The 14,802-nt window shown below is 72.2% G+C and carries 13 protein-coding genes; 7 read left to right on the top strand and 6 right to left on the bottom strand.

The genetic code is table 11. The features are described from left to right. Window positions 1-23 precede the first annotated feature (23 nt). Together ACZYRU_RS23775 and napA are read right to left on the bottom strand one after the other, a co-directional pair. Complete coding sequence (locus ACZYRU_RS23775; RefSeq protein WP_488959580.1) at window positions 24-563, bottom strand: LytR C-terminal domain-containing protein; 540 nt, start codon at window positions 561-563, stop codon at window positions 24-26. 31 nt (window positions 564-594) lie between these two features. Next, window positions 595-897 (bottom strand): nucleoid-associated protein NapA, encoded by a 303-nt coding sequence (gene napA, locus ACZYRU_RS23770; RefSeq protein WP_488959579.1) that lies wholly within the window; start codon window positions 895-897, stop codon window positions 595-597. Between the two features lie 120 nt (window positions 898-1,017). Between napA and ACZYRU_RS23765 the strand changes: the two genes are divergently transcribed. Further along, window positions 1,018-2,028 carry a Gfo/Idh/MocA family protein gene (locus ACZYRU_RS23765; RefSeq protein ID WP_488959578.1) on the top strand — a complete coding sequence of 337 codons (1,011 nt, stop codon included), beginning with the start codon at window positions 1,018-1,020 and terminating at the stop codon, window positions 2,026-2,028. On the opposite strand, the gene ACZYRU_RS23760 is transcribed toward ACZYRU_RS23765, so the two are convergent. Further along, a complete protein-coding gene (locus ACZYRU_RS23760) occupies window positions 2,013-2,675 on the bottom strand; it encodes a response regulator (protein ID WP_488959577.1) in 663 nt (220 codons plus the stop codon). The genes ACZYRU_RS23765 and ACZYRU_RS23760 overlap by 16 nt on opposite strands. Before the next feature lie 10 nt (window positions 2,676-2,685). After that, a complete protein-coding gene (locus ACZYRU_RS23755; RefSeq protein ID WP_488959576.1) occupies window positions 2,686-3,966 on the bottom strand; it encodes a sensor histidine kinase in 1,281 nt (426 codons plus the stop codon). Between the two features lie 100 nt (window positions 3,967-4,066). On the opposite strand from ACZYRU_RS23755, the gene ACZYRU_RS23750 reads away from it, so the two are divergent. The 6 genes from ACZYRU_RS23750 to ACZYRU_RS23725 all read left to right on the top strand — a co-directional run bounded on the left by ACZYRU_RS23750 (window position 4,067) and on the right by ACZYRU_RS23725 (window position 11,368). Further along, complete coding sequence (locus tag ACZYRU_RS23750; RefSeq protein ID WP_488959575.1) at window positions 4,067-5,491, top strand: alpha,alpha-trehalose-phosphate synthase (UDP-forming); 1,425 nt, start codon at window positions 4,067-4,069, stop codon at window positions 5,489-5,491. 68 nt (window positions 5,492-5,559) lie between these two features. Continuing rightward, on the top strand, window positions 5,560-6,744 hold the full coding sequence (locus ACZYRU_RS23745) for an alpha/beta fold hydrolase (protein WP_488959574.1): 1,185 nt from the start codon (window positions 5,560-5,562) through the stop codon (window positions 6,742-6,744). Next, complete coding sequence (locus ACZYRU_RS23740) at window positions 6,741-8,048, top strand: MFS transporter (protein WP_488959573.1); 1,308 nt, start codon at window positions 6,741-6,743, stop codon at window positions 8,046-8,048. The genes ACZYRU_RS23745 and ACZYRU_RS23740 overlap by 4 nt, the downstream gene beginning before the upstream one ends. Beyond that, the gene (locus ACZYRU_RS23735) at window positions 8,038-9,477 is read left to right on the top strand and encodes a pyridoxal phosphate-dependent decarboxylase family protein (RefSeq protein WP_488959572.1); all 1,440 of its coding nucleotides are present in this window, start codon (window positions 8,038-8,040) and stop codon (window positions 9,475-9,477) included. Before ACZYRU_RS23740 ends, ACZYRU_RS23735 begins: the two co-directional genes overlap by 11 nt. 397 nt (window positions 9,478-9,874) lie before the next feature. Next, window positions 9,875-10,537: a uracil-DNA glycosylase gene (locus tag ACZYRU_RS23730; protein WP_488959571.1), complete on the top strand. Its 663-nt coding sequence runs from the start codon at window positions 9,875-9,877 to the stop codon at window positions 10,535-10,537. A 42-nt stretch (window positions 10,538-10,579) separates the two neighbouring features. After that, window positions 10,580-11,368, top strand: coding sequence for a dioxygenase family protein (locus ACZYRU_RS23725; protein WP_488959570.1), 789 nt, complete (start codon window positions 10,580-10,582; stop codon window positions 11,366-11,368). Window positions 11,369-11,565: 197 nt separating this feature from the next. Here ACZYRU_RS23725 and ACZYRU_RS23720 read toward each other — a convergent pair whose 3' ends face one another. Together ACZYRU_RS23720 and ACZYRU_RS23715 are read right to left on the bottom strand one after the other, a co-directional pair. After that, complete coding sequence (locus ACZYRU_RS23720) at window positions 11,566-13,128, bottom strand: succinic semialdehyde dehydrogenase (RefSeq protein WP_488959569.1); 1,563 nt, start codon at window positions 13,126-13,128, stop codon at window positions 11,566-11,568. Beyond that, window positions 13,125-14,780, bottom strand: a complete 1,656-nt coding sequence (locus ACZYRU_RS23715; RefSeq protein ID WP_488959568.1) for a GMC family oxidoreductase — start codon at window positions 14,778-14,780, stop codon at window positions 13,125-13,127. Before ACZYRU_RS23715 ends, ACZYRU_RS23720 begins: the two co-directional genes overlap by 4 nt. Window positions 14,781-14,802 lie beyond the last annotated feature (22 nt).

Genomic DNA, 14,802 nt, shown 5'->3' with positions numbered 1-14,802 from the left:
ACGGTTGTCCGGCCCGGACCGGATCAGTCCAGCTCGCCGGTCAGGATCACCGTCAGGTTGCTGTCGCTCATGTCGCTGTCGGCGTCGGCCGGCTGCACCCGGGCGATGCCGAGATCGAGGGCGAGCTGCTGGGCGACGGCCTTCTGGCCCTTGGGGAAGTAGACGGTGGTCGCGGGGACGGTGCCGTACCAGTTGTCGGCGGCGCCGACCTTCCAGCCGGCGGCCTTCACCTTCTCGCCGACCCGGCCGGCGAGGCCGCGGATCGCGGTGTTGTTGAAGACGACGACCGAGTGGTCACCGCGCACGACCGGAGGAGGCGCGGGCTTCTCCTCGGTGGGCGTCGCGGCCGGGTCGGTGGCGGCGTCGCTCGGGTCCGCGGTGGCGGTCGGCGTGGCGGCCGCCTTGGTGGCGGAGATGTCGCGCTCGACGGGGCCGTCGCCACGGGTGGCGACGAAGGCGATGGCCGCGAGGGCCACCGCGACGATGCTGAGCAGCACCACGGGCGAGGGCAGGACGGCGCCGCGCTCGTCTCGGGTGCGAGTGGGCCAGGTGGGGAAGGTCATGGCCGCCTCTCCGGGTAGCTGGGCTGGTGGGTCAGATCTCGAAGCCCAGGCGCCGCGCGGACCGCTGCCGCTGACGCTGCGAGCGCAGTCGCCGCAGGCGGCGCACGAGCAGCGGGTCGGCCTCGAGGGCCTCCGGGCGGTCGATCAGCGCGTTGAGCACCTGGTAGTAGCGGGTGGCGCTCATGTCGAACTGCTCACGCACGGCGCTCTCCTTGGCGCCGGCGTACTTCCACCACTGCCGCTCGAACTCGAGGATGGCGCGATCGCGGTCGCTGAGGCCGCCGGGAACGGCCGCGGCTGCGGCGTTCTCCTGGGTGCTGCGCTCGGCGGTCATGAGGTCTCCTCGACACATCAGGTGGGGAAGGTCGACAGGTGTACTGATCCGTACTGTAACCCGCGAATCACAACCATGTCATTCGGCCGCGCCGGTCGCCCTCACCCTAGGCTCACGCGCATGACGGGCAACCCGGACCCCCTCGGCTGGGGCATCCTCGCCACCGGCAAGATCGCGCGGTCGTTCGCGGCCGACCTGGCCCTCGTCCCGGGCGCGCGGCTCGCGGCCGTCGGCTCGCGGAGCGAGGAGTCCGCGCGGGCGTTCGCCCGGGAGTACGGCGACAGCGGCACCCGCGCCCACGGCAGCTACGAGGCACTCGTGGCCGACCCCGCGGTCGAGGTCGTCTACATCGCGACCCCGCACTCCCTCCACCTCGACGGCGCCCGGGCCGCGTTCGCGGCCGGCAAGCACGTGCTGTGCGAGAAGCCGCTGACCCTGCGCACCTCCGACGCCGAGGAGATGGTGCGGCTCGCCGGCGAGCACGACCGGTTCCTCATGGAGGCGATGTGGACCGCGTGCCACCCGGTGGTCCGCGAGCTGCGCCGCGAGCTGGCGAGCGGACGGTTCGGTGCGCCGCACCACCTGGCGGCCGAGCTGGGCTTCCGGGTCGACGCTCCCCCGACGGACCGCCTGCTCGCCCCGGAGCTCGGTGGCGGCGCACTGCTCGACATGGGGATCTACCCGCTGACCTTCGCCCACCTGCTGCTCGGCGAGGCCGAGGAGCTGCGCGGCGTCGGCACGGTCACCGGGAGCGGCGTCGACCTCGACATCGCGATCGCCGGGCGCTACCCGGGCGGCGCCGTCGCCACCCTGCACGCCTCGATGACGTCGTGGTCGAGCCGGTCCGCGTCGATCGCCACCGACCTCGGCCGGATCGAGCTGCACGGCGACTTCCACCACCCGACCTCCGCGGTGTTCACGCCGGTCGGGCGTCCCGAGCAGCAGGTCGTGCTCACCGGGGACGAGCCGGTGGTCGGGCGCGGCTACGGCAACGAGGCCGCCGAGGTGGACCGCTGCGTCCGGGCCGGACTGCGCGAGAGCCCGCTGGTCCCGCACGCGCAGACCCTCACGATCCTGCGCCAGATGGACGCGCTGCGGGCCGACCTGGGGATCCGCTACCCCGGCGACTGACCCTGGTCCGCGCGCAGGAAGCGCACCACGGCCAGCACCCGGCGGTGCGACTGGTCGTCGTCGGGGCTGAGCCCGAGCTTCGCGAAGATCCGCTGGGTGTGCTTCTCGACCGCCGCCAGCGAGACGACCAGCGCCTCGGCGAGAGCCGCGTTGGAGCGGCCCTCGGCCATCAGTGCGAGCACCTCCCGCTCCCGCGGCGTCAGCGCCGCGAGCGGGTCGCGCTGACGGCCCATCAGGTGCTTGACCACGACCGGGTCGAGCACGGTGCCGCCGTCGGCCACCGTGACCAGCGCGTCGAGGAACTCGCGGACCTCGCTGACCCGGTCCTTGAGCAGGTAGCCGACCCCGCCCTCCCCCGTGGCGAGCAGCTCGTCGGCGTACGACGCGACGACGTACTGCGAGAGCACCAGGACCCGCGCCTCCGGCCACGCCCGCCGGCACGCCACCGCCGCGCGCAGGCCCTCGTCGGTGTGGCTCGGCGGCATCCGGACGTCGACGATCGCCAGGTCGGGGCGCTGCTCGAGGACCGCGTCGACCAGGGCGGGTCCGTCGCCGACGGCGGCCACGACCTCGTGCCCGGCCTCGGCGAGCAGCAGTTGGAGCCCCTCGCGCAGCAGCACGGAGTCGTCGGCGACCACGATCCTCACGGCGCCATCCTCACCGCAGCGGCACCTGCGCCCGCAGCCGGGTCGGGCCGCCTTCGGGCGAGGCGACGAACAGTGCGCCGTCGACGCCGGCCAGGCGCTCGCGCAGGCCGGCCAGCCCGTGACCGGGTACGTCGACCGCGCCACCGCACCCGTTGTCGTCGACGGTGACCTCCAGCTGCCCGTCGACGACCGCCAGCGCGAGGTCGGCGCGGTCCGCGCCGCTGTGCTTCACCACGTTGGTCAGCGCCTCGGCGGCCACGAAGTAGGCAGCGGTCTCGACGGCGAGCGGCAGCCTCGGGGGCAGGTCGGCGGTCACCCGCACCGGGATCGGCTGGCCGTCCGCCATCTCGGTGACGGCGGCGGCCAGACCGCGGTCGACCAGCAGCGGCGGGGCGATCCCCCGCGACAGCGCGCGGAGCTCCTCGACCGCCTCGCGGGTCTGGGCGACGGCAGCGTCGAGGGTGCGGGCAGCGTTCGCGGGGTCGTCGGCCAGCTGGACGCGGGCCCGGCCGAGGTCCATGCCGAGCCGGATCAGCCGCTGCTGCGGGCCGTCGTGGATGTCGCGCTCGAGCTTGCGCAGCGACTCGGCCTCCGCCCGGTGCGCCGACTCACGGCTCTCCTCGACGTGCGCCACCCGGCCCTGCAGCTCGGCGCGACTGGTCAGCAGCACCGACGCCAGGCTGGCGTGCGCGAGCGCCGCCATCCTCATCGCGAACGGCAGCGTCACCAGCGCGACCACGCCGATCGCCGTGATGAGACCGACGTCGGCGGCCCGGCTGTCGCCGAGCCCGATCAGGTCGGCCAGGCTCTGCGCATCGCTGTCGTCGCGCGGGATGAACCGCTCCCAGACCCAGTACGACAGGCCGCCGAGCACCGAGGCCCACCAGGTGATCGCCACGCAGAACGCCACCGTCGCGGTGATCCACCCGACCAAGGACCACACCACGTCCAGCCACGACTGCGGGTCGCGCAGCGGCGTCAGCGACCGGCGCCAGAAGCCGTCCTCCCTGTGTGCCCGGAGGTACGTCGGCTCCGTGACCGGCCGTCCGGCGAGCACCGCGAGGCGACGGCGCTCGACGTACGCGAACCCGCGGGCGGCGTACACCCCCACGACGAGGACGAACACGCCACCGACCACCACGGCCAGGCCGAGCCCGGCGGACACGAAGGCGATCACCACGACCAGCGCGACGAGTGCGACCGGCAGGGCCGTGAAGGCGTAGCCGGTGTCGCGCAGCCACCGCTTCGTCGGCGGTTGCGCGGGCGGGGGCAGCACCAGGGTCTCGGTCATGGCTCCAGCGTGGTCGGCGTACGTCGTCAACAGAATCCTGCCAGCACGACACCTGCTGTCGGGCCAGCCCGACATCCCCGTCCCCACTAGGGTGTGGAACGTGGGCCATGACCTCGTGATCGTCGCCAACCGCCTTCCCGTCGACCGCGTCACCGACCGCAACGGGAAGGCCCGCTGGCGCCGGTCGCCCGGCGGCCTGGTGTCGGCCATCGAGCCCGTGATGCGGGCCCACGACGGGGTCTGGATCGGCTGGCCCGGCGGGACGAAGTCGTTCAAGCCGTTCAAGGTCGACGGCCTCGACCTGGTGCCGCTCGCGATGTCGGCCGAGGAGATCGAGGAGCACTACGAGGGCTTCTCCAACGGCACCCTGTGGCCGCTCTACCACGACGTCGTCGCGAAGCCGGAGTTCCACCGCGAGTGGTGGGACACCTACGTGAAGGTCAACCGGCGCTTCGCGGAGCGCACCGCCGAGCTCGCCAACGACGGCGCGACCGTGTGGGTCCACGACTACCAGCTGCAGCTGGTGCCGCAGATGCTGCGCGAGCTGCGCCCGGACCTGCGCATCGGCTTCTACCTGCACATCCCGTTCCCGCCGGCCGAGCTGTTCCAGCAGCTGCCGTGGCGCCGCCAGATCCTCGAGGGCCTGCTCGGCGCCGACCTGGTCGGCTTCCAGCTGCCCGGTGCCGCGCAGAACTTCATCCGCCTGGTCCGCCAGCGCGTCGGCCACAAGACGCACCGCGACCTCGTGTACCTGCCGGACGGCCGCACCGTGCGCGCCGCCGCGTTCCCGATCTCGATCGACGCCGCCGGCTTCGAGGAGCTGGCCCGCTCCGAGGCCGTCGCCGAGCGCGCGGAGGCGATCCGCGACGCCCTCGGCAACCCGCGCAGGATCTTCCTCGGCATCGACCGGCTCGACTACACCAAGGGCATCCACGCCCGGTTGCGCGCCTTCGGCGAGCTGATCCGCGACGGCGCGTTCACGGTCGACGACGCGGTCTTCGTCCAGGTGGCCGTCCCCTCGCGCGAACGGGTCGAGCACTACCGCAACCTGCGCGACGACATCGAGCTGCTCGTCGGCCGGATCAACGGCGACCTCGGCCGGATCGGCCGCCCGGCGGTGAGCTACCTGCACACGTCGTACCCCCGCGAGGAGATGGCCGCGCTCTACCGCGCCGCCGACATCATGGTCGTCACGCCCTACCGCGACGGCATGAACCTGGTCGCCAAGGAGTACGTCGCCTGCCGGGTCGACGACGACGGCGCCCTGGTGCTCTCGGAGTTCGCCGGTGCGGCCGACGAGCTGCGCCAGGCCTGGCTGGTCAACCCCTACGACATGAACGGCATGAAGGCCGCGCTGCTCGAGGCCTACGAGGCCGAGCCCAGGGAGCTGACCCGCCGGATGAAGGCGATGCGGCGCCAGATCGCGCAGCACGACGTGAAGGCATGGGCCGACAGCTTCATGACCGAGCTCGAGGACGACAGCCACAGCCACACCAAGTCGGTGCGACCCGCGACCTTGTCCTGACGTCGGGACGGGACCCCGGTCCCCGGACGACGCCCTCACGAACGGCTACCACGCGGTAGTTTTCGATCATGGATCTGGTGCCCCTGCGCTCCGTCCCTGGCGCCGGCCTGCTCCCCGCCCCGGACCAGGTCGTCGCTGCCGCGAGCAACGTCGCCCACAAGCTGCTGTACGGCGGCGTGGCCGACCTGCGCCCGATGCCCCGCACCTTGATCGACGACGGCACGTTGCGGGAGGTCTACCACTACCGTCCCGCGGGCCACGTCCAGGAGCACGGCGACCCGGTGCTGCTGGTCACGCCGCTCGCCGCGCCCTCGAGCTGCTACGACCTGCGCCGTGGCTGCTCGCTCGTCGAGCACTTCGTGACCGAAGGGCGCCCGACGTACCTCGTGGAGTACGGCGAGGTCTCCTTCCGCGACCGCAACCTCGGCATGGAGCACTGGGTCGACGAGGTCGTGCCGAGCGCGATCCGCGCGGTGTCCGAGCACGCCGGCGGCCGGACGGTGCACGTGATCGGCTGGTCGCTGGGCGGCATCTTCTCGCTGCTCACCCTCGCCGACGAGCGCTCGGGCGAGCTGCCGGTCGCGTCCCTGACCGTCGTCGGGTCGCCGATCGACATCTCGCTGGTGCCGCTGCTCGCGCCGTTGCGGCCGCTGCTCAACCTGTTCAACGGCAAGGGACCGATCACCAAGGGCTACCAGATGCTCGGCGGGGCACCGAAGCCCCTGGTGAAGTGGGCCTTCCAGCTGACCGCCTTCCAGAAGCTGGTGACCAAGCCGATCGCGCTGGCGACCCACGTCGACGACCGCGAGTTCCTCGCGCAGGTCGAGGCGGTCGACCACTTCACCTCCAACATGATCGCCTACCCGGGCCGCACGTTCGGGCAGCTCTACCACCGCTTCGCGAAGGGCAACCAGCTCGCCAGCGGCACCTTCGAGCTCGACGACCGGACCATCGACCTGGGCGAGATCACCGTCCCGGTGCTGGTGTTCGGCGGGTCGACGGACGGCATCGCGCCGGTCCCGGCGGTGCGGGCCGTCGTACCGATGCTGACGAAGTCGCCCGAGGTGCGCTTCGAGGTCGTGCCCGGCGGCCACCTCGGGATGCTGACCGGCCGCGCCGCGCGGACCACCACCTGGCTGGCGATGGACGAGTGGATCACCCAGTGGTCGACCGACAACCGCCCCGCGACCCCGATCGGCACCAGCCGCAAGCGGCGGCACTCCTCGGCCGCGTCGCGAGCGCTCGGCAAGTGAACCTGCGGATCGGGTACGGCGCCGGCTCCGTCGCCACGGGCGCGTTCGGCACCGTCCCCGGCCTGATGCTGCTCCCCTACCTGACCGACACGCTCGCCGTCCCCGCCCTCCTGGCGGGCGCGATCGTGCTGCTGCCGAAGGCGTGGGACGTCGTCCTCAACCCGGTCGCGGGGCGGATCAGCGACCGCACGGTCGACCCGCGCGGACCGCGCCGGCCGTGGCTGCTGCGCGCCGGGCTGGCGCTGGGCGTGTGCTTCGCGGTGCTCTTCGCCGGGCCCGACCTCGGCTCGCAGGTGTTCGACGCGGCGTGGGTGCTGGTGGCCTTCCTGGCCTGCGCGACGGCGTACGCCTTCTTCCAGGTGCCGTACGTCGCCATGCCCGCCGAGATCACCGACTCCTACGCCGAGCGCACCCGGCTGATGACCTGGCGGGTGGCGATCCTCGCGTTCACCATCCTGCTCGCGGGCGCCAGCGCACCGGCGATCCGGGACGCGATCGGCGGCCGCAACGGCTACCGCGTGATGGGCGTCGTGATGGCCGCGATCATCGTCACCGGCGCGCTGCTCGCCTACCACGGCACCCGCGGCGCGCGGATCGGCGAGGTCGCGCCCGGACCGGGCAGCCTGCGCGACCAGCTCCGCCTCGTCGCCGCGGCGCGGGACTTCCGGCTGCTGCTCGTCACCTTCATCCTTCAGGCGCTGGCCACCGGCTGCATGCTCGCCGGTGTCGACTACCTCGCCGGAGACGTGCTCGAGCGCGACGGCGCCTCGACGATCCTGTTCGTCTGCTTCGTCGGCCCGGCGCTGCTGCTGACGCCCGCGTGGGCGGCACTCGGGCGGCGGATCGGCAAGAAGAGGGGGTACCTCGCCTCCTCGCTCGTGCTCGCCAGCGGAGCCGCGCTGGCGGTGCTCGCCGGGCACGCGCCGTCGGCCGTGGTGTTCGCCGCGGTCGGTCTGGTCGGCGTCGGGTACGCCGGCGTGCAGGTGTTCCCGATGGCGATGCTGCCGGACGCGGCGGCGGTCGACGCGCGTCGTACCGGATCGTCGCGGGTCGGCGTCTACACCGGCGTCTGGACCGCGGGCGAGACCCTCGGCCTGGCACTGGGCCCCGGCCTGTTCGCGGTCGTGCTGGCGCTCGGGTCCTACCGGTCGAGCGGCAGCGGCGACGTGGCACAGCCCGACTCGGCGGTCACCGCGATCACGCTCGGCTTCTCGGTCCTGCCGGCGCTGCTGGTGCTGGCGAGCCTGTGGTGGCTGCGTGGCTACGCTCTCGACGAGAGGGAGGTCGATCTCGTTGACGCCTGAGGACATCCGCGCCCGGCTGGCCGCACTGCAGGAGGGCGACCTGCCCGTGCACGGCGGGCGCACCCTCGCCTACGTGTACGACGCCGGGCTGGCCGAGGTCGACGCCCTGGCGCGCGAGGCGGTCGCCGCGTTCGCCGGCAGCAACGGCCTGGACCCGACGGCGTTCCCGAGCCTGCTGGCGATGGAGAACGACCTGGTGTCCTTCGCCCGCGCACTGCTCGACGGTCCGTCGACGATGGTCGGCACGCTCACCTCCGGTGGCACCGAGTCCTGCCTGCTCGCGGTGCAGGGCGCGCGGGACTCGCGGCCGGACGTGGCGTCGCCGTCGATCGTCGTACCGGACACGGTGCACGCCGCCTTCCACAAGGCCGGGCACTACTTCGGGGTCCGGGTGGTCGTGGTGCCGACCGGTCCCGACCACCGCGCGGACGCCGCGGCCATGGCGGCCGCGATCGACGACACCACGGTGCTGGTCGTGGCGAGCGCGCCGTCGTACGCCGACGGGGTGGTCGACCCGGTCCCGGCCATCGCCGCGGCCGCTGCGGCCCGCGGCGTGCGTTGCCACGTCGATGCCTGCATCGGCGGCTGGGTGCTGCCGTACGCCACCCGGCTGGGCCGCCCGGTCACCCCGTGGACCTTCGCCGTCGAGGGCGTCACCTCGATCTCGACCGACCTGCACAAGTACGCCTACGCGCCCAAGGGTGCGTCCCTGCTGCTGCACCGCGATCCCGCGCTGCGCCGGCCGCAGTACTTCGCCCATGCCGGCTGGCCGGGCTACACGATGCTCAACGCGACCCTGCAGTCCACGCGCTCGGGCGGCCCGACGGCCGGGGCGTGGGCGACGGTGCAGGCGATCGGCGACGACGGGTACCTCCGGCTGACCCAGCAGGCGCTGGCCGCCACGGACGTCATCGCTGCGGGGATCTCGGCCCTGCCGGGGCTCTCGCTGGTGGCCGCGCCCGAGTCGACGCTGGTGGCCGCGACCGCCGATGGTGACCTCGACGTGTTCACCGTCTGCGACGAGATGGCGACGCGTGGCTGGTTCGTCCAGCCCCAGCTGTCGTACGACGACCGGGCTCCCTCGCTGCACGTCGCGATCAGCGCGGCCACCGACCCTGCGGCCTTCCTGGCTGCGCTCGGCCCGTCCGTGGAGGCTGCGCGGGAAGCCGGCCCGGTACCGGTCGACCCGGGCGTGGCCGAGCTGCTGCGCACCCTCGACCCGGCGACCCTCGGCGACGCCGAGTTCGACCTCCTGCTGGCGGCGGGCGGCCTCGCCGGTGACGGCGGCGAGCTCGGGCTGCCCGAGCGGATGGCGCCGGTCAACGCGCTGCTCGACGTCGCCCCGCCGGCGCTGCGGGAGGCCGTGCTGGTGGCCTTCCTCGACCGACTGGCCCGGCCGGCCGCCGAGTCGTTCGCGTCCGGGACATAGTCCCAAAGGACTAACGGGTCCCGGCCGCCTTCCCGATGCCCGACCCCGTCCGCGCTCCGTAGATTTCTCACTACCGACGCGGACCTCAGGTTCGCTGGAGGGAGCCCCACCGGGATCCGGCACCCCATTGCCGGGAGTGCCCCCGGAGGACCAGCTGAACTCGAGATCCGCGTCGGAGCTACGCCGTACGCCGGCCGTGCGCCCCTTGGAGGGAGAGGGGCGCGCGCCGGCCACGCGGCGACAGGGAGCAGCAACCACGGCCGGATCCTCTGGAGGGGTGGGGTCTGGGGGGACCGCGACACCTTTGGTGTCCTAGGGTTCGGCCGTGGGTGCTCCTAGCCGAGATTCGAGCCCGGTCGTTCCAGGCTCTCTTGCAAAAGTCGTCGACCAGGGCCTGATGGCCACTGACTGGGCCGAGGCCCTCGCACCGGTCGAGGACCGGGTCGCCTCGCTCGGGCAGTTCCTGCGCGCCGAGATCGCCGCGGGCCGTGCTTACCTGCCGGCCGGCGACCATGTGTTCCGCGCCTTCCGGCGTCCGCTCGCCGACGTCCGGGTGCTCATCGTGGGCCAGGACCCGTACCCGACGCCCGGGCACCCGATCGGCCTCAGCTTCGCCGTCGACCGCGGCGTGCGCCCGATCCCGCGCAGCCTCACGAACATCTACCAGGAGCTGGCCAACGACGTCGGCTTCGTCTCCCCCGGCCACGGCGACCTCACCGGCTGGGCCGACCAGGGCGTCATGCTGCTCAACCGGGTGCTGACCGTGCGCCCCGGCGAGCCGGGATCGCACCGCAACCAGGGCTGGGAGCACGTCACGGCGTGCGCCATCCAGGCCGTCGTACGACGGGCCGAGGCGGGCGCGCCGATCGCCGCCATCCTGTGGGGCCGGGACGCACAGACGCTCAAGCCGCACCTCGGCCCGATCCCGTCGGTCGAGTCGCCGCACCCCTCGCCGCTGTCGGCCTCGCGCGGCTTCTTCGGGTCGCGACCGTTCAGCCGGGTCAACGCCCTGCTGGCCGAGCGCGGCGGGCAGCCCGTCGACTGGTCCTTGCCTGGCTGACCCTGCGGGAATATAGTTGAACTCTCAACTATTGAAGTGGGCATGACGATGACGGACACCAGCACGCGCATGCCGGCCCTCTACATCGGGCACGGCGCTCCCCCGCTCCTCGACGACCGGCTGTGGTCGACCCAGCTCGCCGCCTGGGCCGGCGACCTGCCGCGCCCCAAGGCGATCCTGATCGTGAGCGCGCACTGGGAGTCCGCTCCCCTCTCGCTCACCGCGAGCGGCGTGCCGCTGGTCTACGACTTCGGCGGGTTCGCGCCGAAGTACTACAAGATGACCTACGAGACGCCCGACGCCACGGCGCTCGCGAAGCGGGTGGCGGCGATGATGCCGCGCACCGAGCCGGTCCACCAGCACTCCTCGCGCGGCCTCGACCACGGCGCGTGGGTGCCGCTGAAGATCATGTACCCGCACGCCGACATCCCGGTCCTGCAGATGTCGATGCCGACCCACGACCCGGGCCGGCTGATGGAGATCGGCCGTCGGCTCAAGCCGCTGCGCGACGAGGGCGTGCTCATCATCGGCTCCGGCTTCCTCACCCACGGCCTGCCGTTCCTGACCTCGTGGGAGCTCGACGCCGCCGCCCCCGGCTGGTCGTCGGACTTCGACGCCTGGGCCGGCGAGGCGATGGCGCGCGGCGACGTCGACGAGCTGGCGTCGTACCGCGACAAGGCGCCGGGCATGCCGTTCGCCCACCCGACGGTCGAGCACTACACGCCGCTGTTCGTCACGCTGGGCGCCGCGACCGACCCCACCGAGCCCGGCGACCAGGTGATCGACGGGTTCTGGATGGGTCTGTCGAAGCGCTCCCTCCAGGTGGCCTGACCCGCCGACCCGGCAGGAACTGGCCCGGATTTCACGCCGACCCGGCAGAAACTGGCCCGAAAACAGCGCCGACCCGGCAGAAAGTTCTGCCGGGTCGGCCCGATTCTGGAGCCACTTTGTGCCGGGTCGGCCAGATTCTGGAGCCACTTTGTGCCGGGTCAGCGCGAATCCGGAGCCACTTCGTGCCGGGTCGGCGGTCAGCGGACGCGGAGCTTCTTCATCAGCTTGAGCGAGCTGAGCATCTGCTTCACGTACGCGTCGTAGGCCTGGCCCGGACGCGGCCCCATGACCTGCTTCTTGAGAACGGCGACGTTCTTGGCGTCGGTGTACTTGAGCAGGCCCTGGTCGCCGTGGCGGGCGCCGACGCCGGACTTCTTCACGCCGCCCGACGGCGAGCCCTTGGAGGCGTAGGCCGTCGCGAGCGCGTCGTTGATGTTGACGTTGCCGGACTCGATCCGCTCGGCCACGGCCTCGGCGCGGGCCAGGTCGCCGCTCCACACCGAGGCGTTGAGGCCGTAGTCGGTGTCGTTGGCGAGGTGGATCGCCTCGTCGACGGTACGGTACGAGTACAGCGAGACGACCGGGCCGAAGGTCTCGGTGTGGCCGGCCAGCATGTCCTTGGTGACGCCCTCGAGCACGGTCGGCTCGAAGAACGCCGGGCCGATGTCGGGCCGCGCGCGGCCACCGGTCAGCACGGTCGCGCCCTTGGCGACGGCGTCCTCGACGTGCGAGGCGACCCGGTCGCGGTGGTCGGGGCTGACCAGGGAGCCGATCTCGGGACCGAAGTCGTACGCCGCACCGATGGCCAGGTTGGCGGCCCGGTCCACGAAGGCCGACTTCAGCTCGTCGTACCGGCTCTCGGGCAGGTAGATCCGCTCGATGTGCATGCAGATCTGGCCGGTGTTGCCGAACACACCGAAGGTGGTGCCCTCGACCCACTCCGCGACGTTGACGTCGTCGAGCACGATCATCGGGTTCTTGCCGCCGAGCTCGAGGCAGCAGCCGATCAGGTTGCGGCCGGCGCGCTCGCCGATCACCCGACCGGTCGCGGTGGAGCCGGTGAACATGACGTAGTCGGCGTTGTCGATCAGGGTCGGGCCGACATCGGGTCCCTCACCGCAGACGACCTGGAACAGGCCCTTCGGCAGGCCCGCCTCCTCGAGCAGCGAGATGCCGTAGAGCGGCGAGAGCGCCGTCTTGTTGTCGGGCTTCACCACGACCGCGTTGCCGGCGATGAGCGCGGGAATCGCGTCGGAGAGGCCCGTGGCGAACGGGAAGTTCCACGGCGCGATGATGCCGACGACACCCTTCGGGACGCGGACCTCGGTCGAGCCGGACACGATCGGCACCGGGCCGCCGTGCTTCTTCGGGGCGAGCAGCTTCTTGGCGCGCTTGAGGTAGTACGACATCACCATCGGCGGGTCGCAGGTCTCCTCGATCGCCATCCGCCGGTTCTTGCCGCTCTCGACCTGGATCAGGTCCGCGGTGGTGTGGGCGTTGTCGATGAGCAGGGTGTGCGCGCGGTCGAAGACCTCGAGGCGCTTGGCGACCGGCCACTGCGCCCACAGCTCCTGGGCGGCACGGGCCTTCGCGAAGGCGTCCTCGATGTCCTCGGGGGTCGACTGCGGGAGCTCGACGAGCACCTCGCCGGTGTAGACCTCGGTGAGCTTCCAGGTGGCGCCGGTACGGCCGGGGACCCGGGCGACCAGCCGCTCGAGGAGCTCGTCGGTGACCGAGGCGGGGCGGTTCGGCGTACTCACCAGCTCGCTCCGCCCAGGATGATCTCGGCAGCCTTCTCGCCGATCATGTAGCACGGGGCGTTGGTGTTGCCGCCGGTGATGCTCGGCATGATCGAGGCGTCCGCCACGCGCAGGCCCTCGATGCCGCGGACCTTGAGGTCCGGCCCGACGACGGCACGCTCGTCGACACCCATCCGGCAGGTGCCGACGCCGTGGTAGACGGAGGTCGAGCGGTTCTTGAGCGCGACCCGCAGCTCCTTGCCGTTGGGGATCGACGGCCCGGGGTGGATCTCCTCCTTGACCGCGCCACCGAAGGCGGCCGAGGCCATGATCTCGCGGATCATCTCGGTGCCCTCGGCGAGCACCTCGACGTCGGCGGGGTCCTGGAAGAAGCCGTAGTCGATCAGCGGGGCGGCCGTCGGGTCGGACGACGCGAGGCGCAGCGTGCCGCGGCTCTTCGGGTAGATCAGCGTCGAGAAGACGGTCAGCGACGGGCGGCCGTCGGGGATGTGGCGGATCGGCTCGTCCTGGTTGGGGCTCGGGTAGGCCCACGGCAGCATGTGCAGCTGGAGGTCCGGGATGTCGGTGGCGGCCGACGTACGCACGAAGCCGACGGACTCGAACACCGAGTTGTCGAGGAACGAGCCGCCGCGGGTCAGGTCGCGCGCCATGCCCTTGAAGAAGGTCCAGGCGTTGCCGCGGTACTTGACGCTCGGGACGTGGAACGACAGCGGGTGGAACAGGTGGTCGTGCAGGTTGTCACCGACCGGGAGGTCCGCGACGCAGTCGATGCCGACGCTGGCGAGGTGGTCGGCGTGGCCGATGCCGGAGAGCATCAGCAGCTGCGGGCTGTTGGCGAAGCCGGCGGAGACGATGACCTCCTTGCCGGCCCTGATGAAGCGGCGGGTGCCGCCGCCCTTGCCCTGGTCGATGACCTCGACGCCGGTGGCGCGGCCGTTGTCGACGACGATCTTCGCGACGTGGACCTCGGTCTGGAACTCGAGCGTGCGCGGCGCGAGGTCGTGGACGTAGCCGCGGGTCGAGGAGTAGCGCAGGCCGTCGGCAGCGTTCTGCTGCATCCGGGCGATGCCCTCCTGCTCGGCGGCGTTGTAGTCGTCGAGGACCTTCACGCCGAGGGTGTCGGCGGTCGCCTGGATGAACTGGAGGCTGGCCTCCTGCGGCGTCTTGTTGCGGGTGATCTTGATCGGGCCGCCGGCTCCGCGGAAGGCGTTCTCGCCGTCCTCGAAGTCCTCGTAGCGCTTGAACGCCTCGTTGACGCTGTCGGCGTCCCAGCCCGTGTTGCCCTCGGCCGCCCACGAGTCGTAGTTGGCGCGGTTGCCGCGGACGTAGACCATGCCGTTGACCGAGCTCGAGCCACCGCCGACCTTGCCGCGCGGGGCGGGCATCCGGCGGCCGTCGAGGCCGGGCTGCGGGACGGAGCGGTAGCCCCAGTCGAAGAGCTTCTCGAGCCGCGGCTCGGAGTGCATCGGGCCGATCATGCCGGGCTTCTTCGTGAAGTAGCCGTGCATGCCCTTGTCGTCGGACTTGCCGGCCTCGAGCAGGATCACGCTCGCACCGGACTGGGCGAGCCGTCCGGCGACGATCGACCCGGAGCTGCCCGATCCGACCACCACGTAGTCAGCCTCGTTGCTGTACGCCGCGCGCTTCGCCATCCGCTTCCCATCCTTCGCTCGT

Source organism: Nocardioides sp. F233 (assembly GCF_057813895.1).
Note: the sequence above shows the minus strand (reverse complement) of the source record. Positions and strands in the feature narration are given on the sequence as shown.

What these genes read in the sequence shown, in the direction of transcription:
- ACZYRU_RS23775 (WP_488959580.1), bottom strand. Translation starts at nt 563, where the DNA reads ATGACCTTCCCCACCTGGCCCACTCGCACCCGAGACGAGCGCGGCGCC.
- napA (WP_488959579.1), bottom strand. Translation starts at nt 897, where the DNA reads ATGACCGCCGAGCGCAGCACCCAGGAGAACGCCGCAGCCGCGGCCGTT.
- ACZYRU_RS23765 (WP_488959578.1), top strand. Translation starts at nt 1,018, where the DNA reads ATGACGGGCAACCCGGACCCCCTCGGCTGGGGCATCCTCGCCACCGGC.
- ACZYRU_RS23755 (WP_488959576.1), bottom strand. Translation starts at nt 3,966, where the DNA reads ATGACCGAGACCCTGGTGCTGCCCCCGCCCGCGCAACCGCCGACGAAG.
- ACZYRU_RS23745 (WP_488959574.1), top strand. Translation starts at nt 5,560, where the DNA reads ATGGATCTGGTGCCCCTGCGCTCCGTCCCTGGCGCCGGCCTGCTCCCC.
- ACZYRU_RS23730 (WP_488959571.1), top strand. Translation starts at nt 9,875, where the DNA reads ATGGCCACTGACTGGGCCGAGGCCCTCGCACCGGTCGAGGACCGGGTC.
- ACZYRU_RS23725 (WP_488959570.1), top strand. Translation starts at nt 10,580, where the DNA reads ATGACGATGACGGACACCAGCACGCGCATGCCGGCCCTCTACATCGGG.
- ACZYRU_RS23715 (WP_488959568.1), bottom strand. Translation starts at nt 14,780, where the DNA reads ATGGCGAAGCGCGCGGCGTACAGCAACGAGGCTGACTACGTGGTGGTC.